This is a genomic window from Nocardiopsis changdeensis, from assembly GCF_018316655.1.
Lineage (GTDB): Bacteria > Actinomycetota > Actinomycetes > Streptosporangiales > Streptosporangiaceae > Nocardiopsis > Nocardiopsis changdeensis.
In genome coordinates this window covers 5,386,187-5,408,777 of sequence record NZ_CP074133.1, presented here as the reverse complement: position 1 = coordinate 5,408,777, position 22,591 = coordinate 5,386,187, and the positions used below count along the sequence as shown (strand labels likewise).

At 75.6% G+C, this 22,591-nt stretch carries 16 protein-coding genes; 8 read left to right on the top strand and 8 right to left on the bottom strand.

What is annotated here, in order from left to right; translation table 11 throughout:
- Positions 1-38 precede the first annotated feature (38 nt).
- The 3 genes from KGD84_RS24495 to KGD84_RS24485 are packed head-to-tail and all read left to right on the top strand — an operon-like array spanning position 39 to position 4,781.
- On the top strand, positions 39-1,073 hold the full coding sequence (locus KGD84_RS24495) for a class I SAM-dependent methyltransferase (protein WP_255647095.1): 1,035 nt from the start codon (positions 39-41) through the stop codon (positions 1,071-1,073).
- 49 nt (positions 1,074-1,122) lie between these two features.
- Positions 1,123-3,123 (top strand): glycosyltransferase family 2 protein, encoded by a 2,001-nt coding sequence (locus KGD84_RS24490; protein ID WP_220562724.1) that lies wholly within the window; start codon positions 1,123-1,125, stop codon positions 3,121-3,123.
- On the top strand, positions 3,120-4,781 hold the full coding sequence (locus KGD84_RS24485) for a glycosyltransferase family 2 protein (protein ID WP_220562723.1): 1,662 nt from the start codon (positions 3,120-3,122) through the stop codon (positions 4,779-4,781). Before KGD84_RS24490 ends, KGD84_RS24485 begins: the two co-directional genes overlap by 4 nt.
- Before the next feature lie 57 nt (positions 4,782-4,838).
- Here the strand turns inward: KGD84_RS24485 and KGD84_RS24480 are convergent, their stop codons facing one another.
- Positions 4,839-5,291 carry an Lrp/AsnC family transcriptional regulator gene (locus KGD84_RS24480; protein ID WP_220562722.1) on the bottom strand — a complete coding sequence of 151 codons (453 nt, stop codon included), beginning with the start codon at positions 5,289-5,291 and terminating at the stop codon, positions 4,839-4,841.
- A gap of 105 nt (positions 5,292-5,396) precedes the next feature.
- Between KGD84_RS24480 and KGD84_RS24475 the strand changes: the two genes are divergently transcribed.
- From KGD84_RS24475 to KGD84_RS24465, 3 genes are all read left to right on the top strand, one after another.
- On the top strand, positions 5,397-5,960 hold the full coding sequence (locus tag KGD84_RS24475) for an RBBP9/YdeN family alpha/beta hydrolase (RefSeq protein ID WP_220562721.1): 564 nt from the start codon (positions 5,397-5,399) through the stop codon (positions 5,958-5,960).
- Between the two features lie 319 nt (positions 5,961-6,279).
- On the top strand, positions 6,280-8,274 hold the full coding sequence (locus tag KGD84_RS24470) for a glycosyltransferase family 2 protein (protein ID WP_220562720.1): 1,995 nt from the start codon (positions 6,280-6,282) through the stop codon (positions 8,272-8,274).
- The gene (locus KGD84_RS24465; RefSeq protein ID WP_220562719.1) at positions 8,261-9,940 is read left to right on the top strand and encodes a glycosyltransferase family 2 protein; all 1,680 of its coding nucleotides are present in this window, start codon (positions 8,261-8,263) and stop codon (positions 9,938-9,940) included. The genes KGD84_RS24470 and KGD84_RS24465 overlap by 14 nt, the downstream gene beginning before the upstream one ends.
- Positions 9,941-10,054: 114 nt before the next feature.
- Here the strand turns inward: KGD84_RS24465 and KGD84_RS24460 are convergent, their stop codons facing one another.
- The 4 genes from KGD84_RS24460 to KGD84_RS24445 form a co-directional block, all read right to left on the bottom strand.
- Positions 10,055-10,510 carry a MaoC family dehydratase gene (locus KGD84_RS24460; RefSeq protein ID WP_220562718.1) on the bottom strand — a complete coding sequence of 152 codons (456 nt, stop codon included), beginning with the start codon at positions 10,508-10,510 and terminating at the stop codon, positions 10,055-10,057.
- Positions 10,511-10,578: 68 nt separating this feature from the next.
- Positions 10,579-11,709, bottom strand: coding sequence for an enolase C-terminal domain-like protein (locus KGD84_RS24455; RefSeq protein ID WP_220562717.1), 1,131 nt, complete (start codon positions 11,707-11,709; stop codon positions 10,579-10,581).
- A gap of 196 nt (positions 11,710-11,905) precedes the next feature.
- On the bottom strand, positions 11,906-13,021 hold the full coding sequence (gene ald / locus KGD84_RS24450; protein ID WP_220562716.1) for an alanine dehydrogenase: 1,116 nt from the start codon (positions 13,019-13,021) through the stop codon (positions 11,906-11,908).
- A gap of 104 nt (positions 13,022-13,125) precedes the next feature.
- Positions 13,126-14,367, bottom strand: a complete 1,242-nt coding sequence (locus tag KGD84_RS24445; protein WP_220562715.1) for an amidohydrolase family protein — start codon at positions 14,365-14,367, stop codon at positions 13,126-13,128.
- Positions 14,368-14,671: 304 nt separating this feature from the next.
- On the opposite strand from KGD84_RS24445, the gene KGD84_RS24440 reads away from it, so the two are divergent.
- Both KGD84_RS24440 and KGD84_RS24435 read left to right on the top strand, forming a co-directional pair.
- Complete coding sequence (locus KGD84_RS24440) at positions 14,672-16,810, top strand: bifunctional copper resistance protein CopD/cytochrome c oxidase assembly protein (RefSeq protein ID WP_220562714.1); 2,139 nt, start codon at positions 14,672-14,674, stop codon at positions 16,808-16,810.
- Between the two features lie 93 nt (positions 16,811-16,903).
- Complete coding sequence (locus KGD84_RS24435; protein WP_220562713.1) at positions 16,904-17,785, top strand: TIGR03621 family F420-dependent LLM class oxidoreductase; 882 nt, start codon at positions 16,904-16,906, stop codon at positions 17,783-17,785.
- Positions 17,786-17,838: 53 nt separating this feature from the next.
- On the opposite strand, the gene KGD84_RS24430 is transcribed toward KGD84_RS24435, so the two are convergent.
- From KGD84_RS24430 to KGD84_RS24420, 3 genes are read right to left on the bottom strand one after another with little or no spacing between them, the layout of a single operon-like run.
- A complete protein-coding gene (locus KGD84_RS24430) occupies positions 17,839-18,252 on the bottom strand; it encodes a hypothetical protein (RefSeq protein ID WP_220562712.1) in 414 nt (137 codons plus the stop codon).
- Positions 18,253-18,300: 48 nt separating this feature from the next.
- Positions 18,301-21,273 (bottom strand): AAA family ATPase, encoded by a 2,973-nt coding sequence (locus KGD84_RS24425; RefSeq protein WP_220562711.1) that lies wholly within the window; start codon positions 21,271-21,273, stop codon positions 18,301-18,303.
- Positions 21,273-22,418: an exonuclease SbcCD subunit D gene (locus KGD84_RS24420; RefSeq protein WP_220562710.1), complete on the bottom strand. Its 1,146-nt coding sequence runs from the start codon at positions 22,416-22,418 to the stop codon at positions 21,273-21,275. The genes KGD84_RS24425 and KGD84_RS24420 overlap by 1 nt, the downstream gene beginning before the upstream one ends.
- Positions 22,419-22,591: the final 173 nt, after the last annotated feature.

Sequence of the window (22,591 nt, the reverse complement as noted above, 5' to 3'; positions counted from 1 at the left end):
CGCGCCCGCCGGTCCTGCCATCCCCCCTGGAGATGCCCGTGCGTTCGCTGCGCCGCCTGTCGCGCCCCCTCCTGGCCGTCGCCGCCGTCGGCGGCCTCCTCGCCACGGCCGCCCTGGTCACCCTGGCCGCCCTGGGCCTGGTCGGCTGGGTGGAGGCGGGCACCCTGGTCGCCCTGGCCCTGCTCGGCGCGCTGATCTGCGGCCTGGGCCTGGGCCTGGTCCTGGTGCGCCGCTCGGTGCGCGCCCTGGAGGAGTCGGTGCGCGAGCACGCCCGCACGGTCTCCCAGGCCCTGGGCGAGGACCGGCTGGAGACGCGGCGCTCCCTGAAGGACCTGCGCGAGCGCGTCACCCGGGTCACCGACCACGCGCTGCCCAAGGCCTCCCGCGAGCTGCGCCGCGCCGTCGAACTCCAGGGCCGCGCCGACTACGAGCAGCAGGTCGCCTGGACCGAGCTGCGCGACCACCTGGACACCGCTCCGTTCATGCCGCCGCTGCGCGGCTGGGCCGCCTCGCCGGACGTGCTGCGCGTCCTGGTCCGCCACATCGAGCGGCTGTGCCCCGCGACCGTCGTGGAGTGCGGCAGCGGCGCCTCCAGTGTCTGGCTCGGCTACGCGCTGCGCCGGGCCGGCGGCGGCCGCCTCGTCGCCCTGGAGCACGACGCCCGCTACGCCGAGCTGAGCCGCGCCCTGGTCGCCTCCCACGGGCTCGACGACATCGTCGAGGTCCGCCACGCCCCCCTCACCCCGATCGAGCCGGACACCGTCACCGTCGACGGCGAGGAGCGCACCACCGCCGACCTCTGGTACGACACCGCCGCCCTGGCCGACCTGGCCGGGGTGGGCCTGGTGTTCGTCGACGGCCCGCCCCAGGCCACCGGCCTCCAGGTCCGCTTCCCCGCGCTGCCGCGGCTGCTGGCGCACTGCACCGAGGACGTCGTGTTCGTCCTGGACGACGCCGACCGCGAGGAGGAGCGCGCGGTCGGCGACCGCTGGCTCGCCGCCCACCCGGAGTTCCAGCGCACCGAGGAGCAGGCGGAGAAGGGGGCGCACGTGTTCGGCCGCAAGGGGATCTGACCCGCCCCGCACCACCCGGCACCACCGCACCGACACCCACGAGGTCTGGATGATCACCACCGCCCTGCGGGACGCCCTGCGCGCCCGCGGCACCGAGACCGCCCTGCTCTGCCACACCGGCGCCGGGGCCCGCGCCCACCTGGAAGGACTGCCGCTCGCCCCGGCGGACGCGGTCGTGGACCTGGACGCCCGCGTCCTGGGCGAGCCCCTGGAGCTGCGCAACCTCTGGGAGCGCGACAGCGGCCCCGAGGCCGGGCTGGTCGCGGTCGTCGCCGCGACCCCCGCCGACCTGCACCGCTCCCTGGCCGCCGCGGCCGACCTGCCGCGCGCGGTCCAGGTGGTGGTCGCGATCGTGGACACCCCCGGCCACCAGGAGCCGCCGCTGCCCGCGTCCCCCGGCATGGGCCAGTGGCGCGAACTCCAGGAGGTGCGGGTGCGCCGGGCCGGCCGCCGCGGATGGCTGTGCGAGCTGTTCTTCCCCAACGGGGTGGAGACCCCGCAGGTGCTGGACGCGGTCTGGTCGGGCACCCGGGGGCGGCGCCGGGGGCCGGCGATCTCGCCGCTGGCCGCGCTGTCGGGCCCCGAGGCCGCGCTGTGGCGGCCCGGCGACACTGGCGCCCGCGGCGTGGAGGCGGCCGGGCCGGTGCCGCTGCGCCGGGTCACCCCGGTCGGCGACCTGGCCCTGCGGGTGGGGGAGGGCGCCCCGCCGGAATGGACGGACGAGGCGGTCCCGGTGCTGGACCGGCGCACCACCGGCGCCGACGCCTGGGAGCGGATCGCGGCGCCGGGCGGCGCCCGGGTGCACGAGAACGCGGGGCCGTCGGACATCGCCCCCATCGACGAGCTCTCCGTCAACCCGGTCGGGTTCTCCAAGGACGCCTCCGGACCGATGGGCGACCTCACCGTCCATGGAGACCGCGCCGTCGTCCGCCAGGGCAAGAAGGATCTGGCCGTCGTCGCCCCGGACGGCACCGTCACCGACGTGGACCTGTCCCGGATCCGGCACCTGCGCGGCGTCCGCGTGGACTGGTCCGGGCACACCGGCCCCACCGCCGCCGTGCGCGCCGTCGCCTCGCTGGCGGCCGGCGGGGTCCCGCTCGTCTCCGGTCCGCCGCCCGCCTGGGCGGCCGCGCTCGGCGCGCCGCTGGCCGACCTGGTCACCGCCGCCGACGCCGAGGAGCTGGCCGACCCGCTGCGGCGGGAGGAGTACAGCGTCCGCCTGCGCCGCACCGCCCTGCGCCTGCACGGGTCGCGCTCCCGGTGGCGGGACCTGGGCGCGCAGGCCGGGGTGCCCGTGCCCCCCGCGCCCACGGTGTCCGTGATCCTGTGCACCCGCCGCCCGGAGATGGTCGGGTTCGCCCTCGCCCAGATCGCCCGCCAGCGCGGGGTGGACGTCGAACTCGTCCTCACCCTGCACGGCTTCCCCGCCTCCCTGCCCGAGGTGGCCGCCGCCATCGCCGAGTACGAGGCCACGGGGCGGCCCCTGGTCCTGTGCGAGGCCCCCGCCGACAAGATCTTCGGCTCGGTGCTCAACGACGCGGTCGCCCGCACCTCCGGGACCCTCGTGTCCAAGTGGGACGACGACGACTGGTACGGCCCCGACCACCTCGCCGACCTCGTCCTGGCCCGCACCTACTCCGGTGCCGAGCTCCTCGGCGTCGGGCAGGACTTCGTCTACCTCCAGGAGGTCGACCTGACCCTCTGGCGGGAGGGCCGGTCCGAATCCTCCAGCCGGTTCATCGCCGGGGGCACCATTCTCACGGACCGGGCGGTCCTGGAGGAGGCCGGCGGCTTCCGGCCGGTGCCCCGCTCCATCGACACCCAACTCCTCATCGCCGTCATGCGCGGCGGCGGCCGCATCTACCGCGGCCACGGGCTGGGGTACGTGCTCCGCCGCACCGGCGGCGGCCACACCTGGTCCGAGGACATGGCCTTCTTCCTGCGCAACCGCATCCAACAGTGGTTCGGCTGGCGTCCGAGCGCCCTCCTGGAGGGGGAGCCCGAGCCCTTCGGCCGACCCGTCACCGAGTACACGGGGGGACTCCGTTGACCACTCTGGAAACCGGCCGGGAGCCGGCCGCCGAAACCGCACCGAGAACCCTGCCGCGGGGGGAGGCGGACTTCTCCGGCCAGCCGCGCCTGGTGCGCAACGACTACGCGCCGCTCACCCCGGCCCCGCTGGGCGCGTGGACGCCGACCCTGTCGGTCAGCGTCGTGATCCCCTCCCACGGGCACCCCGAGAAGCTGGCGTTCGTGCTGGCCGCCCTGGCGGGCCAGAGCTACCCGGCGCACCTCATGGAGGTGGTCGTGGTGGACGACGGCTCCCCGGAGCCGCTGGTGCTGCCGCCGGTGCGCCCGGAGAACACCCGGCTGATCACCTCCGCCCCCGGCGGCTGGGGGTCGGCCCACGCCTTCCACACCGGCGTGGCGGCCTCCTCCGGGCAGGTGATCCTGCGGCTGGACGCCGACATGCTGGTGTACCGCGAGCACGTGGAGTCGCAGATGCGCTGGCACCACCTCGTGGACTACGGGGTGGCCATGGGGCACAAGCTGTTCGTGGACTTCGACCCCGGCGCGATGACCCCCGAGCACGTGCGCGACGAGGTCGCCGCGGGGCGGGCGGAGAAGCTGTTCGACCGCGAGGGCGCCGACACGCACTGGGTCGAGAAGATCATCGACGGCAGCAACGTGCTGCGGACCGCGGCCCACCAGGCCTACCGGGTGTTCACGGGGGCGACCGGCTCGCTGCACCGGACCCTGTTCGACGCCGCGGGCGGCATGGACGCGGAGATGGTGCTGGGCGGCGACACCGAGTTCGCCTACCGGGTGTCCCAGCAGGGCGCGGTGTTCATCCCCGACCTGGAGACCAGCAGCTGGCACCTGGGGCGCTCCCAGATGCAGACCCGCCGGGACGCGGGGATGCGCTACCGCACCCCGTACGTGTCCAACCGGGTCCCCGACTTCCGGCTGCGCCGCAAGAACCCGGACCGGTCCTGGGAGGTGCCCTACGTCGACGCGGTCATCGACGTCCGCGGCCGCACCCTGGAGGACGCGGAGGCGACCGCCGCCGCCCTGCTCAACGGGACCACGCCCGACCTGCGCCTGTGGCTGGTGGGGCCGTGGGGGGAGCTGACCGACGGGCGGCGCTCCCCGCTGGACGAGGAGCTGCTGGACCTGCGGCTGATCGGCGAGTCGTTCCGGGGCGACCCCCGGGTGCGGCTGGTCGAGGAGGCCCCGGAGCCCGACCCGCGGGTCACGTTCGTGCTGCACGCCCCGGCGGGGACGAAGCTGACGGACACGGCCGTGGCCGACATGGCGGAGCTGGCCGACAAGGAGCGCGCGGGCCTGCTGTGCGCCCCGCCGCCCGGAGCCACGCGCGCCGAGGACGGGGTGCTGCGCCTGGAGCGCCGGGCGGCCTTCGCCCGGGTCCGGCACCTGTCCCCGGACGCGGACGGCGCGGCGGTGGACCGGGCGGTGGAGGAGCTCTACGGCGCCCACTGGCTGTCGGGGGAGGCCTTCACGGTCCCCGAGCCCGAGCCGGGTGCCCCGGCGCGCAGGAACGAGAGCCCGGAGGCGCTGCGCCGCAAGCTGGAGCAGGCGCAGGCGGAGGTCGAGAAGCTGCGGGCCCGCGCCCGCCGCGCGGAGCGCAAGCTGCGCTGGTTCACGCCGGGCGTGGGCCGCAGGGTCCTCCGCAAGATCGTCCGCTGAGCAGGGGGCCGCCCTCCGGGGCGGCCCCTCTCCGCTCGGCGGAATCCCCTCCGTCCGTCACGCCGTCGATCCGGCGTCGGTCAGCGGTTTCCAGGGGTAGGCGCGGAGTACGAGGGACGTGGTGACGGGGCCGTAACGGGCGAGCGCGTCGACGACCTCCTCCAGCCGCCCCGCCTGAGGGCAGTAGACGTCGAAGATGAGGCAGTCCTCCCCGGTGACCCTGAGGGTGGAGGCGATCTCGGGGGTCCGGGAGGCGAAGTCCAGGGCGTGTGAGAGCCGGGCGTGCGTGGCGCGCAGCCGGATGACCGCGTGGATGTTCAGGCCGAGGGCCGCCGGGTCGACCACCGCCCGGTAGCCGGTGATGACGCCTCTCCTCTCCAGCCTCTGGATGCGCGCACTGGCCGCGGGCTGGGAGAGCCCGACCCGGCGCCCCACCTCCGCGCCGCTCAGCCGGCCGTCGGTCTGGAGCAGGGCGAGGATGTCCTGGTCCAGCCGGTCGAGTGATTCCATCGTCGTCCGCACCGTTTCCTTTGAGATCGCTCGGGTCGCCACCACCGCCCTGATACATCCAGCAGAATCTGCTCCGGGCACTCCCCGGATCGCGGGGAGCGGCGAGTGAAAGGGCGGGCAGTGGTCGCGTACGTCATCATCCCGGGTATCGGCGGCTCGGACGGGCGGCACTGGCAGACCCTGTGGGAACGGGACTGGGGCGCCTCGGCGGTGAGGATCTCCCCGGACTCGTGGTCCGCCCCCGATCTGGACGACTGGGTCGGCGCCGTCCAGGAGGCCTACGAGGAGGCCTCCGGCCGGGACGGCCGCGTCGTGCTGGTGGCCCACAGCCTGGGCTGCTGGGCCGCGTCCGCCTGGCTGGACGGGAACCCCTCGAGTCCGACGGCCGGTGCGTTCCTGGTCGCACCGCCCGACCCGCGCGGTCCGGCGTTCCCGCGCCGGGCGGCCGCGTCCTTCGTCGAGGTGTCGGCCCGGCCGCTGCCGTGCCCGGCCCTGGTGGTGGGCGGCACCGACGACCCGTACTGCTCCCTCGAGGCGGCCGCCGGGTTCGCGGAGCGGTGGGAGGCGCGGTGGCACCCGGCGGGCGCGCGCGGGCACATCAACTCCGACAGCGGCCTGGGCCCGTGGCTGCACGGCCGTGAGCTCCTGGACTCGCTGACCCGGCGGTGATCGGGCACCGCATGGAGCGTAGGGCCACCGGGTACGCCCCCGCGGTCCCCTTCCGGACAGGGAGGTCCGTCCGCCGGCGCGCGCCGGCGCGCCGAGGACGGAACCGGTGGGCGCGGGCGGAGCCCTCCGGCCGGCGCGCGCCGACGTGCCTGGGGGTCGCCTTTCGGGGTGGCTTTTTTGGGGGTTTCGGGTGGCTCCTGAGCAGTGGTTATGACAACACGCGCACGGTAGGGCACTAAAAGTTACAAGCGTGTCTAGTATGAGGCCTCGTGGTCGGTTAGTGCCGGCTCTTTGTCGCCGAGACGATCGAGGTCGCCCGATGATCACCTCCGCCGTCCGCCAGGCCCTGCGCACACGCGGGGACGAGCCCGCCGTGCTGTGCCTCATCGGGGACCTGGGCCCCGACCGGGCCGAGCTCGCCTCGCTGCGCCTGAGAGCGAACGATCTGCGGATCGACCTCGACGCGTACGGCATGGGCCGCCCGGTGGAGGTGCCGGGCGTGGGCGGCGAGGGGGAGTCCGCCTCGACCGGCCTCACCGTCGTCGTGGCGGGCGGCCTCACGGACCTGCGGCGGGCCGTCACCGTGGCCACGCAGCTGCCGCCGACCGCCCACCTGCTCGTGGTCGTGCGGCACGTCCCCGCCCACCTGGGGCCGCTGGTGCCCGCGCCGCCCACCATCGACGAGTGGAACGACCTCCACGAGCTGCGCGTCCGCCGCTTCGACCACCGCGGCTGGGCCTGTGAGCTGTGCTTCCCCAGCGGCGTCTCCGTCGCCGAGGCCCTGGCCGCGGTGGTGCACGGTGCGCGCGGACGCAGGCGCGGGCCCGGCATCGGGGTCCTGGGCGGGCTGCACGGCACCGACGCCGCGCTGTGGCGCCCCGGCGACGTGGCCGCCCGGGGTGTGAGCGCCACCGGGCCGGTGGCGATCGACCGGGTCACGCCGGTCTCCGACGTGGTGCTGCGCCTGGACGACGGGGAGGGCCTGCCGTTCTGGGAGGACGTGGAGGTCCCCGTCGTGGACCGCCCCGCCCCCGTCGCCGCGGTTCCCGAGGCTCGGGTGTACGCGGGCGACCCCGTCACCCGGGTCGCCCCCATCGACGACCGGTTCGTCAACCCGATGGGGTTCACCAAGAAGACCAAGGGCCCGCTGGGCGAGTTCGCCGAGGCCGACGGCCGCCTGGTGATCCGCGACGAGACCGGTGTCCTGGTGCGCCCCGCCCTGGACGGGACCGTCACCGAGAACGACCTGGAGCGCATCCGCCACCTGCGCGGCGTGCGCGTCTCCTGGCCCGCCCGCGGCGACGCCTCGGCGGTGCGCGCCATCGCCTCGCTGGCCGCCGGCGGTGTCCCGATCGCCGGCGATCCCGCCCCCGCCTGGGCCGCCGGGCTGGGCGCGGACCTGATCGACCTGATCCCCTCGGTCGGCGAGGACGTGTTCACCGACGCCCTGCGGAGGGAGGAGCACAGCATCCGCCTCCGGCGCGCCGCCCTGCGCACCCACGGGGTGCGCACCCGGTGGCGGTCCCTGGCCGCCGAGGCCGGGCTGCCGGTCCCGCCGGACACCCGGGTGTCGGTGGTGCTGTGCACCCGCCGCCCCGACCTGGTCGGGTTCGCCCTGGCCCAGATCGCCCGCCAGCGCCACGTCCGCTTCGAGACCGTGCTGGCCCTGCACGGCTTCCCCGCCGGGCTGGTGACCGCCGAGATCGCGCGGTTCTGGGCGACCGGGATCCCGCTGGTGGTCCACGAGGCCGACGGGGGCACGGTGTTCGGCGCCGTCATGAACGAGGCCGTCGACCGCGCCTCCGGGACGGTCATCGCCAAGTGGGACGACGACGACTGGTACGGCCCCGAGCACCTGTCGGACCTCATGCTGGCCCGCACCTACTCGGGTGCCGACGTGGTCGGCATCAGCCAGAACTTCACCTACCTGGAGGAGCTGGACCTGACCGTGTGGCGCGGCTACCGGTCGGAGGTGCCCAGCCCCGCGATCGTCGGCAGCACCATCCTCGCCGACCGGGTCGTCATCGAGGACGTGGGCGGCTTCCGCCCCCGCCCCCGCGCCATCGATAGCCAGTTCCTGCTCGCCGTCACCCGGTCCGGCGGCCGCGTCTACCGCACGCACGGGTTCGGCTACCTCCTGCGCCGGGCGGGCGGCGGCCACACCTGGAACGTGGACCTGGGCTACTTCCTGCGCAACCACACCGAGCAGTGGATCGGTCGGCGCCCCAGCGCCCTGCTGGAGGGGGAGCCCGCCTCCTTCGGCGACCGCGCCCACACCGAGCAGCACACGGGGGGACACGTTGAGCACTTCTGAGAGCATCCCGCGCCAGCACGGACCGCGGCCCGTGGTGGACTTCGCCGACCAGCCGCGCGTGCGCAGAAACGAGTACGGACTCCTCGACCCGCCGGAGCTGGGCGGGTGGGAGCCGAGCCTGACGGTCTCGGTGGTCGTCCCGGCGCACGGCCACCCCGAGAAGCTGGCCCTGGTGCTGGCGTCGCTGGCCGGGCAGAGCTACCCCGCGCACCTGACGGAGGTGGTCGTGGTGGACGACGGCTCCCCGGAGCCGCTGGAGCTGCCGCCGGTGCGCCCGGAGAACACCCGGCTGATCACCTCCGCCGCCGGGGCGTGGGGCTCCGGGCACGCGGTCAACACCGGTGTCGCGGCCTCCTCCGGGCAGGTGGTCCTGCGGCTGGACGCCGACATGCTGGTGTACCGCGAGCACATCGAGGCGCAGATGCGCTGGCACCACCTGGTCGACTACGCCGTGGTGCTGGGCCACAAGCTGTTCGTGGACTTCGACCCGTCGATGACGGCGGGCGCCCTGGCCCCGGAGCGGGTGCGCGAGGAGGTGAGCGCCGGGCGGGCCGGGACGCTGTTCGACCGGGAGGCCGCCGAACCGCACTGGGTCGCGGAGTTCATCGGGCACTCCGAGGGGCTGCGCACCGCCGGGTACGGCGCCTTCAAGGTGTACGTCGGGGCCACCGGCTCGCTGCACCGCGGCCTGTTCGAGGAGGCCGGGGGCATGGACCCGGACCTGGTCCTGGGCGGCGACAGCGAGTTCGGCCACCGGCTGGCCGAGCGGGGGGCCCTGTTCGTCCCCGACGACGAGGCGGACTCCTGGCACCTGGGCCGGTCCCAGATGCAGGACAGGCGCAGCGCGGGTATGCGCTTCCGCGCACCCTACGTCGCCAACCGGGTGCCCGACTTCCACCTGCGCAACAAGGGCCCCGCCCGGGTGTGGGAGGTGCCCCGGGCCGAGGTGGTCGTGGACGCGGCGGGCCGCACCCTGGAGGAGGTCGACGCCACCGTCGCCCCGCTGCTGGCCGGCACCGCGCCCGACGTGCGGGTGTGGCTGACCGGGCCGTGGGAGGAGCTGTCGGAGGGGCGCCGTTCGCCGCTGGCGGAGGAGCTGCTGGACCTGCGGCTGATCCGCGAGACCTACCGGGCCGACCTGCGCGTGCGGTGCGTGGAGGAGGTGCCCGCCCCCGACGGCCGGGTGCCGTTCCGCCTCCACGTGCCCACCGGGGTGCGCCCGCTGCCGGGCATGGTCGCCGACCTGGTCCGGCTGGCCGACCGCAAGTCGGCCGGGCTGGTGTGCGCCCCCGTGCCCGGCGCGCTGCGGGCCGGCGACGGGGTGCTGCGCCTGGAGCGCTCCGCGGCCTTCGCCCGGGCCCGCCACCTGTCGCCCAAGGCGGAGGGCACGGGCCTGGACCGGGTGGTGGAGGAGACGGGCGGCCTGCAGTGGACGTCCGCGAACCGGTACGTGGAGGTCCCCGAGGACGCCGAGGCCACCTGGGGCACCGTGCGCGCGGAGCCGGCCGCGGAGCCCGAGCCGACCCCGGTCGAGCTGCGTGCGGAGCTGCGCCGGGCCCACCGGGAGATCGACCGGCTGCGCCGCCGGGCCGAGCGGACCGAGCGCAAGCTGCGCTGGTTCACCCCGGGGCTGGGCCGCCGACTGCTGCGCCGCATCGCCCGCTGAGCGGGGGAGCGGAAGAGGGGCGCCGGGGGCATCCCCGGCGCCCTTCGCGCGTGCGGGGGCGGCGCCAGGGCGCCTGGAGCGTCGGGCCCCTCGGGCGTCAGGGCATCTGGAGCGTCAGGGCACCCAGAGGCCGAGGGACTCGGCGACCAGGGCCGGGCCCTCCTGGCTTTCGATCTCCACCGTGTGCCTGGTGGTGACCAGGTACCCCTTGGCGTTCTCCTGCACCGAGAGGACCTCCACCCCGTCGCGCAGCCGCGAGCCGACGGTGACGGGCTGGAGGAAGCGCACCTTGTTCAGGCCGTAGTTGATGGACATCGACGGCTTCTTCTCGATCCGGATGACCGACTGCGAGAAGTGCGCGAGCAGGGACAGGGTGAGGAACCCGTGCGCGATCGTCCGCCCGAAGGGGCCCGCGGCGGCCTTCTCCTCGTCGACGTGGATCCACTGGTGGTCCTCGGTCGCGTCCGCGAACCGGGTGATCCGTTCCTGGTCGACGGTGATCCAGTCGGTGTACCCCAGGTGCTCGCCCTGGGCGGCGATCACCTCGTCGATATCGGCGAAAACGCGCACCACGCCTCCACAGTCCTCGGTCGGATGGTGCGGCAACTCTACCTAACAGTGTTCGGTTATGGGAGGGGTCAACGTCCCCGGACCGCCGTGCGGGTCCCCGACGCGTCCACCAGCAGCGCCTCGGCGGTCCGCTCGGCCACCGCCGGCCGGTCCACGCCGTGGCCCAGCCCGCTCTCGGCCAGGGGGACCGCCACGACGCCCTCGTGCGCGCGCACCGGCGGCGCCACCAGGCCGTCGCGCCCCCGGTGCCCCGCCCCGGGCATCTCCACGGGCAGCGAGGCGCCCGCCAGCGAGGCCAGCGCCACCGTCGCGGCCCGGCCCACGCCGGTCGCCGCCGACGACCCGCACCAGACCTTCCACCCGGCGTCGACGGCCAGGTCGACCGCCCGCCGGGCCGGGGTCAGCCCGCCCAGCCGGGACACGTCCACGTTCACGGCGCTCCCCGCCTCGGCGCCCACCGCCCGCTCCAGGTCCGCCAGGGAGCGCAGCGGCCGGCCCAGCGCCACCGGGGTGCGCAGCTCGGCCGCCGCCCGGGCGTACGCGCCCAGGTCGTCGGCGGGGAAGGGGTCCTCGATCGCCAGCAGCTCCAGCGAGTCCAGCGCCCGCAGCGCCTCCAGGTGCCCCTCCTCCTCGGAGTAGCGGCCGCCCGCGTCGACCTGGAGCACGAGGAACGGGAACCGGGACCGCACCGCATGCACCACCTCGGTGTCCCAGCCCGGCGCGACCTCCAGCCGGACACGCCGGAAACCCGCGCCCACCTGGCGGTTGACCTCGGTGAACAGCGTCTCCACGCTCACCGTCCGGGGCACCGTCACCCCCGCCGTGAGCGCCGTGCGCTCCCCGCCCAGGGCGTGCGCCAGGGGGGTGCCGCGCTGGCGGCTCCACAGGTCCCAGCAGGCCGTGTCCAGAGCGCCGGCCAGCGCCGGGTCCCAGGGCAGGTCCGCCCAGGCCTTGCCCGCCTGGGTGGGGCGCGCCCACCCGTGGTCCAGCAGCGCCGGGGCGTACGCCGAACGCAGCGCCGCCCACTGGTCGGGGGTCGCCCAGGGCACCTCGCCCCAGCCGCTGACGCCTTCGCCGTCGGCGACGCGCACCAGCACGGGACCGTCCCCGTCGTCGCGCCGCCCCCGGCCCCGGGGCCGCAGCCGGATCAGTTCGAGTTCGACGATCCGGGTCGCGGTCGTCGAGCCGGTGTGTCCCACGCTGTCCCACCTCGGTCCTCGTGGGCCCGTCTCGGTCCTTCCGGCCCGCGGCCGGACACGGGCTCCGTCCTTCCTCGACGGTACCCGCGCCCGCCCCGGCCGACCACCCCGAGCCGCACGGACCTGCCCGAACGTCCCCGCGCCGTGGGCCCTTCCGGGCCCGCGGGCCCGGACCCGCGGCCGGGGAGGCGGGGCCCTAGACCAGCACCTCGCCCAGGGGGCGGTGCTTGAGGCCGTGGGCCTCGGCCACCGGCGCGGAGACGACCTCGCCCGCGTAGGTGTTCAGGCCGCCCGCCAGCGCGGCGTCCTCGGCCAGCGCCCGCCGCCAGCCCTTGTCGGCCAGCGCCGCCGCGTACCGCAGCGTGTCCTTGGTCAGCGCGTGCGTGGAGGTGTTGGGCACCGCGCCCGGCATGTTCGCCACGCAGTAGAAGACCGTGTCGTGCACCCGGAAGGTCGGGTCGTCGTGGGTGGTGGGACGGGAGTCCTCGAAGCAGCCGCCCTGGTCGATGGCGATGTCCACCAGCACCGCGCCCGGGCGCATCCGGGACACCAGCTCGTTGGAGACCAGCTTGGGCGCCCTGGCGCCCGGCACCAGCACCGCGCCGATGACCATGTCCGACTCCAGGACCGACAGCTCCAGCTCGAAGGCGTTGGACACCACCGTCTTGACCCGGCCCCGGTACAGGGCGTCGACGTGGCGCAGCTTGTCGACGTTGAGGTCCAGCACCGTGACGTCGGCGCCCATGCCCACCGCGATCTGGGTGGCGTTGAGGCCGGACACGCCGGCGCCGATCACCGTCACGCGGGCCGGGCGCACACCCGGGACGCCGCCCATGAGGACGCCGCGGCCGCCGTTGGGCCGCTGGAGGGTGACCGAGCCGACCTGCGGGGCCAGCCGGCCGGCGACCTCCGACATCGGGGCCAGCAGCGGCAGGGAGCCGTCCGGCAGCTGCACGGTCTCGTACGCGATGCCGGTCACGCCGCGGTCCAGCAGGGCGTCGGTGCACTCGCGGGAGGCCGCCAGGTGCAGGTAGGTGAAGAGGGTCTGGCCCTCGCGCATCCGGTGGTACTCGGCGGCGACGGGCTCCTTGACCTTCAGGATCAGGTCGCCCTCGGCCCACACCTCGTCCGCGGTGTCGAGGATGCGGGCGCCCGCCGCCTCGAACTCCTCGTTCGTGATGGAGGAGCCCAGGCCCGCGTCGCGTTCGACGGACACCTCGTGTCCGCGGCGGGTCAGTTCGTGAACTCCGGCCGGGGTGATGGCCACACGGTACTCGTGGTTCTTGATCTCACGGGGCACGCCGACGCGCACGGTTCCTCCTGGATATCTCCGTTGATACCCCCACTGTCACCGGTGAAGGCACAGCCACACCATCGCCAACCTGACAGCGTGTCGGCGATCTTGTTGACAGGGTGTCAAGCCCAGGTGTGGGGCGGGCCACTGTCGCCCGAGGGCGCGCGCATCCCCGCGACCCAGACCGGGCCGACCTCTCCGACCAGACCCCTACCCGCGTAGGGGCTCCGATCCACGCCCGGGACCGATACCGGCCGTTCCGGGGCGAACGCCACCAGGTCCGCGTCGCAGCCCGGGGCGATGCGCCCCTTGCCCGCCAGCCCCAGCAGCTCCGCGGGCGCCGCCGCCGTCCACCGGGACAGCAGGTCCAGGCCCGCGCCGCGGCGCCGCGCCGCCGTCCACAGCGCGGACAGGCTCCACCGGAGCGTGTACAGCCCGTGCGCGGGCAGGTGCCCGGAGGACACCGTCGTGATCGCCGAGCCCGGTTCCAGCAGGGCGCTCCACAGCGCCTTGCGGTTGGCGTCCGAGCGCAGCGGCGGGCGGCAGGCGTGCGCGGGCGACTCCGGGTCCAGCACCTCCGCGGGCAGGCAGAGGTAGTGCGGACAGGTCTGCGCGCTCAGCCCCACCCCGATCGACCCGGCCGCCGACAGCAGCGCCGCGCACTCCGCGGCGGTGAACGGCACCACGTGCGTGCGGGTCCCCACCGACCGCGCCGCCGAGATCACCCGCTCCAGCCCCCGGCGCTCGGCCCGCGGCGGGCGCTGCTCCGCCGTCAGCGGCGGGGTGCCCAGCTCGCGGGCGTCCTCGGCGTGCACCAGCAGGACCGCGTCCAGCGCCGCCAGCTCCGCCATGGCCTTGCGGAGCCAGGCGTCGTCCAGCGCGGCCATGTCCGGGGCGCCCCCGTCCGACAGCGAGCACTGGAACGCCACCGCGCCCGCCGCCCGCAGGTCCGCCAGGTCCAGGGAGCCGCTGCCCGAGGTGACCCCGCCCAGGAAGTACAGCCCCACCGGCGACCCGGCCGCCGCCCGGCGCTGCGCCTGGAGGTCGTCGGCGCAGATCACCGCGGGGCGCGCCGGGGCGGGGGAGACCACCAGCGTCGTGACCCCGCCGCGCAGCGCCGCGGCGCCCGCCTCCCGGTAGCAGTCCGCCGCCTCCAGACCCGGGTCGTACACCCCCGTGCCCAGGTCCACCGCTCCCGGCAGCAGGGCGGTGTCGCCCAGGTCGACCTCCTCGCGGGCCGACCAGCGGGCCCCCGGGCCGGCCACCGCCTCGATCCGGCCGTCCCGGACGCCGACCGCGGCCGGGGCGACCCCCTCGGGCGTGACCACCCGCCTGGACCGGATCACGGTCTCGAAATCGGTCATCGCTTCTTCCCCTTCAGATGTGTGCGACGGCAGGGACGCGAGAGGCGGTGCGGAGAGGGACCGCACACGGACGACGAGGAAGACGAGGAAGCGGAGGACCTGCGTCTCGACCGGGAGCACCGAGAGTATCGCGAAGAACACGCAAGGGAGGGGCGAACACCACTTCCCGCCGCGGCCCCGGCACAGCCGGAATCCTCGCCCCACCCCCGACCGGCACCCCGTAGCGGACGGTTTACCCTGGAGTGCGCCGAGCCGCCCCCGACGGCATCCCCCCTGTGAACGACCTCGACGACGGAAGTGGCACGTGGCTCCTCCCGCAAAGATCACCCAGTCCCCGGACCGCACCGGGGCGCCCCGCACGTCCACGACGGCGGTCCTGGCGGCGGTGGCCGCCCTGCTGTGCCTGGCCGGGCTGAGCATCACCCTGGTCCTGGGCGGCGCCGCGTTCCCCGAGATCATCCCCGGCCTGCCCGACGCGGGCGACGCCGTGCGCTGGGGCCTGCCCCTGTCCAAGGCGGTCATGGACGCCGCGGCCGTCCTCACCGTCGGGACGCTGCTGCTGGCCGTCGTCCTGCTGCCCTCGGACAAGGGACGGCTGTCCCGCCAGGCCACCGGCTACGTGCAGGCCGCCACCTGGAGCGCCCTGGCCTGGGCCGCGGGCGCCGTGGCCACCCTGTACTTCCAGGCGTCGGAGTTCCTGGCCCGGCCGCTGGGACAGGTCAGCGTCGACGAGGTCACCGCCTACGCCGGATCGGTCTCCGGCGGCATCGCGCTGATGTTCGTCATCCTGCTCACCACGGGCATCCTGCTGTTCGGCCGCACCGTCACCGGCGCGACCGGGGCCCTGTGGCTGCTGATCCTCTCCCTGGTCGCCCTCACACCGCCCGCGCTGACCGGCCACTCCGCCTCCTCCGGGTCGCACGAGCTGGCCGTCACCGGCCTGGCCATGCACGTCGTCACGATCAGCGTGTGGACCGGCGGCCTGGCCCTGCTCACCTACCACGCGATGCGCGCGAACGGCGATGCCGTCGAGATCGCGGCCGCCCGGTTCAGCCGCCTGGCCCTGTGGGCCTACATCGGCGTGGCGATCAGCGGCCTGGCCAGCGCCCTGGCCCGGATCGAGTCGTTCGACGCCCTGGTGCGCACCGAGTACGGGCTGATCATCGTCGTCAAGGCCGTGCTGTTCGCCGTCCTGGGGGCGTTCGGGTACCTGCACCGCGAGTTCGCCCTCAAGGGGGCGGGCGGCGCCGCCGGGGAGCCGGCCCGGCCCGCCTACCGGCGCCTGCTGTTCCTGCGCATCGCCGCGGTCGAGGTCCTCGTCATGGCGCTCGTCATCGGCGTCTCCGTCGGCCTGGGCCGCACCGCGCCGCCCCCGCCGCTGGACAGCCGGGTGGACCCGGCCGCGCTCATCCTCGGCTTCCCCGTCCCCCCGCCCATGGACCTGGTCAACCTGCTCACCCTGTGGCGGCCGGACCTGTTCTTCATCATGCTCGTGGTCGTCGCCGGGGGCCTGTACGCCGCCGGGGTCACCCGCCTGCTGCGCCGCGGCGACTCCTGGCCGGTCGGGCGGACCGTCGCCTTCGCGGCGGGCCTGCTCACCATCGTGGTCGCGCACCTCAGCGGGTACGCCACCTACGCGATGGTGCTGTTCTCCGCGCACATGATCCAGCACATGGTGCTGTCGATGCTCACGCCGATCCTGCTGGTGCTGGGCGCGCCGGTCACCCTGGCGCTGCGGGCGCTGCGCCCGGCGAAGCGGCGCGGCGACCGGGGTCCGCGCGAATGGCTCAACCTGTTCCTGAACAGCCGGTTCTCCAAGGTGGTCACGCACCCGGCGGTGGCCACGCCGCTGTTCGTGTTCAGCCCCTACGCGCTGTACTTCACCCCGCTGTTCCCGACGCTGATGAACGACCACCTCGGCCACCTGTTCATGGGCGTGCACTTCCTGCTCACGGGGTTCCTCTTCTACTGGGTGATCGTCGGGGTCGACCCGGCGCCCCGCAAGATGCCCTACCTGCTGCGCATCCTGCTCCTGCTGCTGGCCATGGGCTTCCACGCGTTCTTCGGCATCTCGATCATGATGCAGACGGCGCCCATCGCCATGGACTTCTACGGCCAGTTCGACGTCCCGTGGGTCGACGACCTGGCCGAGGACCAGTACGCGGGCGGCGGCGTGGCCTGGGCGCTGGGCGAGATCCCGACGCTGCTGGTCATGCTGGCGCTGGTGGTGCAGTGGTCCCGCGACGACGAGAAGCAGGAGCGCCGCCGGGAGCGGCACGCCCGCCGCGACGGCTCCGAGGACGCCGACCTGGACGCCTACAACGCCTACCTGGCCGAACTCGACCGCCGGAACAAGGCGATGTCGGGCGCCGAGGCTCCGACCGAGGCCCCGGCCGAGGCGCCCGCCGGGGAGCCGGCGGAGAAGAGGGCCGACGAGGCCTGAGGCCGCACGCGAGGGGCCCGCGGACCGTCCGGTCCGCGGGCCCCTCTGCGCAGAACCCTGGCGCCGGGGGCGGCGATGGTGTCTGATCGGGGCATGCGAAGGATGCGCTTCGGCGTCAACATCATCGACGCGGACACCGCCCGGACCTGGACCGACACCTGCCGCACCGTCGAGGAGCGAGGCTACGACCTGCTGCTGGCCCCCGACCACCTGGACACCGGCGGGCCGTTCACCCTGCTGGGCGCCGCCGCCGCGGCCACCGAACGGCTGCGCCTGGGGACCTACGTGCTCAACAACGAGTTCTGGAACACCGCCCTGCTGGCCCGGGAGGCCGTCACCCTGGACCGGCTCTCCGGCGGCCGCTTCGAGCTCGGCCTGGGCGCCGGCCACATGAAGTGGGAGTTCGAGGACGCCGGGATCCCCTGGCGCGCGCACGCGGAGCGACTGGCGGACCTGGCCGCCGCCGTGGACGGGCTGGACGCCCGGCTGGGGGAGGACCGCCCGCCGCTGCTCATCGGCGGGCACGGCGCGGCCACCCTGGCCCTGGCCGCCGAACGCGCCGACATCGTCGGCGTCGCCGGCCTCACCCAGCGCAAGGGGGCCCGCATGGGCGTCTTCCGGGTCGGGGGCGCCGAGGAGACCGACGAGCGGGTCGCGCTGGTGCGCGAGCGCGCCGCGGGGCGCGACATCGAGCTCAGCGTCCTCCTCCAGCACGTCGAGGTGACCGACGACGTCGAGAAGAGCGCCGCCGCCCTGGTGAAGCTGGTGTGGCCGGGCGTCGTCCCCGACCACGAACCGCTCTGGGAGAACCCCTACCTGCTCATGGGCACCCCGCAGGAGATGGCGGACGCCCTGGTCCGGCGCCGGGACCGCTACGGCTTCACACATGTGGTGGCGCTGGGCGGGCGGGGCGACGACGCCCTCGCCGAGGTCATCCCGCTGGTCCGCGCCCGCGAGGCCGCCGAGGGCCGCTGAAACGGACGGGGCCCGCGGACCGGACGGTCCGCGGGCCCCGGGGTCGCAGGGGTTCAGGCGAACAGGGCGGCCAGGCCGGCGGTGACCAGGCCCAGGGCCAGGCACAGCACCAGGCCGATGGCGAACACCGGCAGCGAGGGCCGCAGCACCGTCCCGGCGCTGCCCTGGCGCCTGGCGACCAGCGGCGACAGGCCGATGTTGACCGCGGCGGCGATCGCCGCCACACAGGCGGCCACCGCGAACGCCCGCCAGAAGCCCGCCCCCGACGCCAGCACGTTGATCGCGGCCAGCGTCGGCACCGCCACCAGCAGCGCCAGGGCGGCGGCCGCGAAGCCCCGTTGGACCCCGGGCGAGACCCCGCCCGCGCGGCCCGAGGCCACCAGGAGCAGACCGACCAGGGCCGCCATCATGATGGCGCCCACGATTCCGAACACAGCGATGTCCACCAGCGAATTCACGCTGGTCATTCTCCCACCGGTCGGCCGGACCCCGTCCCCGGGATGCTCCTACCGGAGTCAGCCGGCGTGCCGGATGTGGGACCCGGCGGCGGTCTTGACCACCTGGAGCCGCCCGGTGATGCGGTGGCGCAGGTCGGCGACGTGGCTGACCACGCCGACGGCGCGGCCGCCGTCGCGCAGCCGGTCCAGCACGTCCATGACCTCCTCCAGGGTGTCCTCGTCCAGGGTGCCGAACCCCTCGTCCACGAACAGGGTGTCGATGTCGGCCCCGCCGGCCTCCGCGCTCGCCACGTCGCCCAGCCCCAGGGCCAGCGCCAGCGAGCTGAAGAACGTCTCGCCGCCCGACAGGGTGGCCGGGTCGCGTTCGGCGCCGGTCCAGGCGTCCACCACCCGGATGCCCAGCCCGCCGGCCTTCTGGGCCCGGCCGTCGCTGACGGTCTTGTCCACGGTGTAGCGCAGCTCGTAGCGCCCGTCGGACATGGTGTACAGCCGGTCGTTGGCGGCCGCCACCACCTGCTCCAGCCGTGCCGCCAGCACGTACGCGGACAGGCGTACCCCGTCGGTGTTGTCCTTGGCCGTCCCGGCGGTCAGCGCCCGCATCCCCTCGGCGATCCGGTACCGGCGCAGCACCGGGCCGCAGTCGTCCAGCCGCGAACGCAGCTCCGCGCGCAGGGCCGCCAGCCGGTCCGCGCGCTGGCGCCACAGCCCGCGCAGGGTCACCGCCCGCTCGGCGGCCAGGGCGGCCTCGTCGGCGGCGGCCTTGAGCGCGGACAGGTCCGGGGGCGGCAGGTCGGCGACGGCGGCCAGCTCGGGGTCCTCCAGCGCCGCACGGACCGCCGCCAGGGCGTCGTCGTGCAGGCGGGCCTGGGACCGCAGCTCCCGGCGCTCGCGCTCGTCCAGGGCGGCCGAGCGGGCCGCGGCCCCGTCGGCGAACCCGGCCCCGGCCAGCGCCTCGGCCAGGGCCGCCTCGGCCGTGTCCAGCTCGCCCGCGGCCCGCCCGTGCTCCTCCACGGCCGCGGCGGCCTCCGCCAGCAGCTCGGCCTCGGCGTGCAGGTCCTGCACCCGGGCGTCGAGGTCGACGTCCTCCCCGCCCAGCGCCTCGTGCAGGGCGGCCGCCAGGCGGTCGCACTCCTCGACCGCGCCGTCGCGGTGGGCGGCGGTCTCCGACCGCTGCCGGGCCTGCTCGGCCTCGTGGGCCCGGGTCCGCTCCAGGCGGTCGGCGAGCCCCTCCAGCTCCTCCTCCGTCCGCCGCGCCTCGTCGACGGCGGCGCGGGCCTCGTCACGCTGCCGGGTCAGCTCGGCCACCTCGGCGGCGGCCGTGCCGGGGTCGCGCCCCTCGGCGCGCTCCAGCGCGGTGGCGGCCCGCTCGCGCAGCGCGGCCACTCGCTCCTGGGCGGCGGACCGGCGCTGGGCGGCCTCGTCCGCCGCGGCCTGGGCCGCGCGCTCCTCCCCGGCGGTGACCAGGGAGCCGGTGGCGGCCAGGGCCGGGGCCGGGTGCTCGGCGGAACCGCACACGGCGCACGGCTCCCCCTCCGCCAGCCCCAGGGCCAGCTCGGCGGCCATGTGGGTGATCCGCCGTTCGCGCAGGGACAGCACGTGCTCGCGGGCGGCCTGGGCGGCGTCCACGGCCTCGCGGTGCGCGGCCTCGGCCCGGTCCAGCTCGGCGGACAGCCGGCCGTGCTCGGCGACGGCGTCGCGGCGCTGCGCGGCGGCGGCCAGCGCCGCCTCGGCCGCCTCCACCCGCCCCGCCCGGCCCTGCGCCTCGCCCAGGCGCCCGCGCAGGTCCGCGATGGCGGCGGGCAGGTCGGCCAGGTGCGTGCGCGCCCGCTCCAGGGTCTCGTCGATCCTGGCCAGGTGCCGGTCGAACCGGGCGATCGCCTCACGCCGCTCCCGCAGCCGCCGCGCGTCCGCGCGCAGGCGCTCGGCCCGGGCCAGGGAGTCCCGGCACCCGCGTTCGGCGGCGCGCAGCTCCGGCGCGCCCGCCGCGGACGCGAACGCCGCGGGCAGCAGGGACCGGGCCTGGTCCCGGACCAGAGCGGCTTTGGCCAGGGCGGTGCGCCGGGCGTCGCGTTCGCCGAGCAGCGGGAGCACGGCGGCGGCCCGCTCGGCGGCGGCCAGCCCGGCCTCGACCCGGGCGCGCCACTCCGCCTGCTCCAGCAGCTCGTCCAGCCCGGCCCGGGCACGGGCCAGCCGGGTGCGCCGCCGGTCCAGGGCCTGCGCCTCGGCCAGGGCGCGGGCGGCCTCCTCCCGGGCCCCGGCCACGGAGTCCACCACCGGGGCGACCTCGTCGGCCACGGCCGCGGTCAGCGCCGCCAGCTCGCTCGCCCAGGCCCACAGCTCCTCGGTGTCCTCCGGGGCGGTGGAGCGGCCGGTCTCGGCGATGCGCCCGGCGCTCTCGCGGACCCTCAGGTCGGCGGCCTCCACCTTCCGGCGCAGCCGGGTCGCGTGTTCGGCGAACCAGTCCTCCAGCTCCCGGAACACGCCGGTGTTGAAGATCCGCTCCAGCGAGGCGCGCCGGTCCTTGGCGGAGGCGCGCAGGAAGCGGGAGAACTCCCCCTGGGGGAGCAGGACGATCTGGCAGAACTGGTCCAGGGTGAGCCCCACCAGGTCGCCGATGAACTGCCCGGCCTCGTCCGGGCGGGTGGTCACGCCCTCCCAGCGCTCGCCGGCGAGCTCCTCGACGACGACCTTCTGGTTCTCCACCAGGGTGCCCGAGCCCCGCTTCTTGGGCCGCTCCCAGCGCGGGAACCGGGTGACGCGGACGCGGCGGCCGCGCACCGTGCACTCCAGGCGCACCTCGGGGCGGCGGTCCAGGGGCGCGTGGTGGCTCTTGTAGGAGTCGTCCTTGCCGCGGGCCCCGGGCAGGGAGCCGTACAGGGCGAAGCAGACGGCGTCCAGCACCGAGGTCTTGCCCGCCCCGGTGGGCCCGTGGATCAGGAACAGCCCGTTGGCGCCGAGCCGGTCGAAGTCCACGGTCTCGGTGCCCGCGAACGGCCCGAAGGCCCGGACGGTCAGGGTGTGCAGGCGCATCAGCGCAGTCCTTCCCGGAGTCGGACCTCTTCGACGGCGGCCTCGACCAGGGCCGTCTCCTCGGGGGTGGCGGGGACGCCGCGCGCCCACTCCACGAAGTCGCCGATCACCGCGCGCTCGGCCCGTCCCGCCACCGGTGCGGCCACCGGCCGGGTGGCGGGCGCGCCGCCCTCGGGGGCGAACTCCAGCACCAGCGTGTGCGGGAACCGCTCGCGCAGCCGGTCCATCGGCTGGGCGGGGCGGCGGGGGTCGGTGAGGGTGATCTGGAGCCAGTGGCCGGTGTACCGCTCCCAGCGGGGGTCGCCGAGCAGGTCGTCGATGCGGCCGCGGATCCGCGCCAGCGGCCGGGGCACGGGGGCGTCGACGAACTCGACCCCGCCCAGGCCGTCGGCGTCCAGGTCCACCAGCCAGTACCCCTTGCGGTGGTGCTCCTCGGAGAAGGAGTAGGCCAGCGGGGTACCGGAGTAGCGGACCGCGGGGGTGAGGGTCTGGCGCCCGTGCAGGTGGCCCAGGGCGGTGTAGTCGACGCCGGCGTACACGGAGGCGGGCACGTGCGAGGCACCGCCCACGGAGATGTCGCGTTCGCTGTCGGAGGGCTCGCCGCCCGCGACGAAGGCGTGCGAGAGCACCACGGAGCGGGTGCCGGGCCGCCGGGCCAGGTCGGCGCGGACCAGGTCCATGGCGTGCCCCAGGACCGCCGGGTGCCCGCGCTCGTCCAGCCCCCAGTGGTGGCGGGCGATCTCCGGCTCCAGGTAGGGGATGCCGTAGAACGCGACGGGCCCGTGCCGGTCCTCGATGAGCACCGGTTCGCCGATGCCGTCCAGCGTGCCGCGCAGGTGGATCCCGGAGGCGTCGATGAGCCCGGAGGCGAACGACAGCCGGGCCGTGGAGTCGTGGTTGCCCGCGATGAGGACGGCCCGCGCGCCGGTGTCCCGGATGCCCCCCAGCGCCCGGTCGAAGAGGCGCACGGCGTCCACCGGCGGCAGGGCCCGGTCGTAGAGGTCGCCCGCCACGAGCACGACGTCGACCGCCCGCTCCCGGACGGTGTCGACGAGGTGGTCGAGGAAGGCGGCCTGGGCGTCGAGGAGGTTCTCCCGGTGGAAGGAGCGGCCCAGGTGCCAGTCGGAGGTGTGCAGCAACCGCATGGAACCGGACACTATCGAAGGGGCGACGGTTCCGGGTGGGGAAACCGTCGCCCGGGGAGGCGATACCGCGCACAGCCGTACGGATGGTACGGACGGCGCCGCGCCGCCCGGTGCCTTCTTTCCGAACGCTCCCCTGTGCCGCCGCGGGTTCGCGAGGTCCCCGCCCTCCAGGG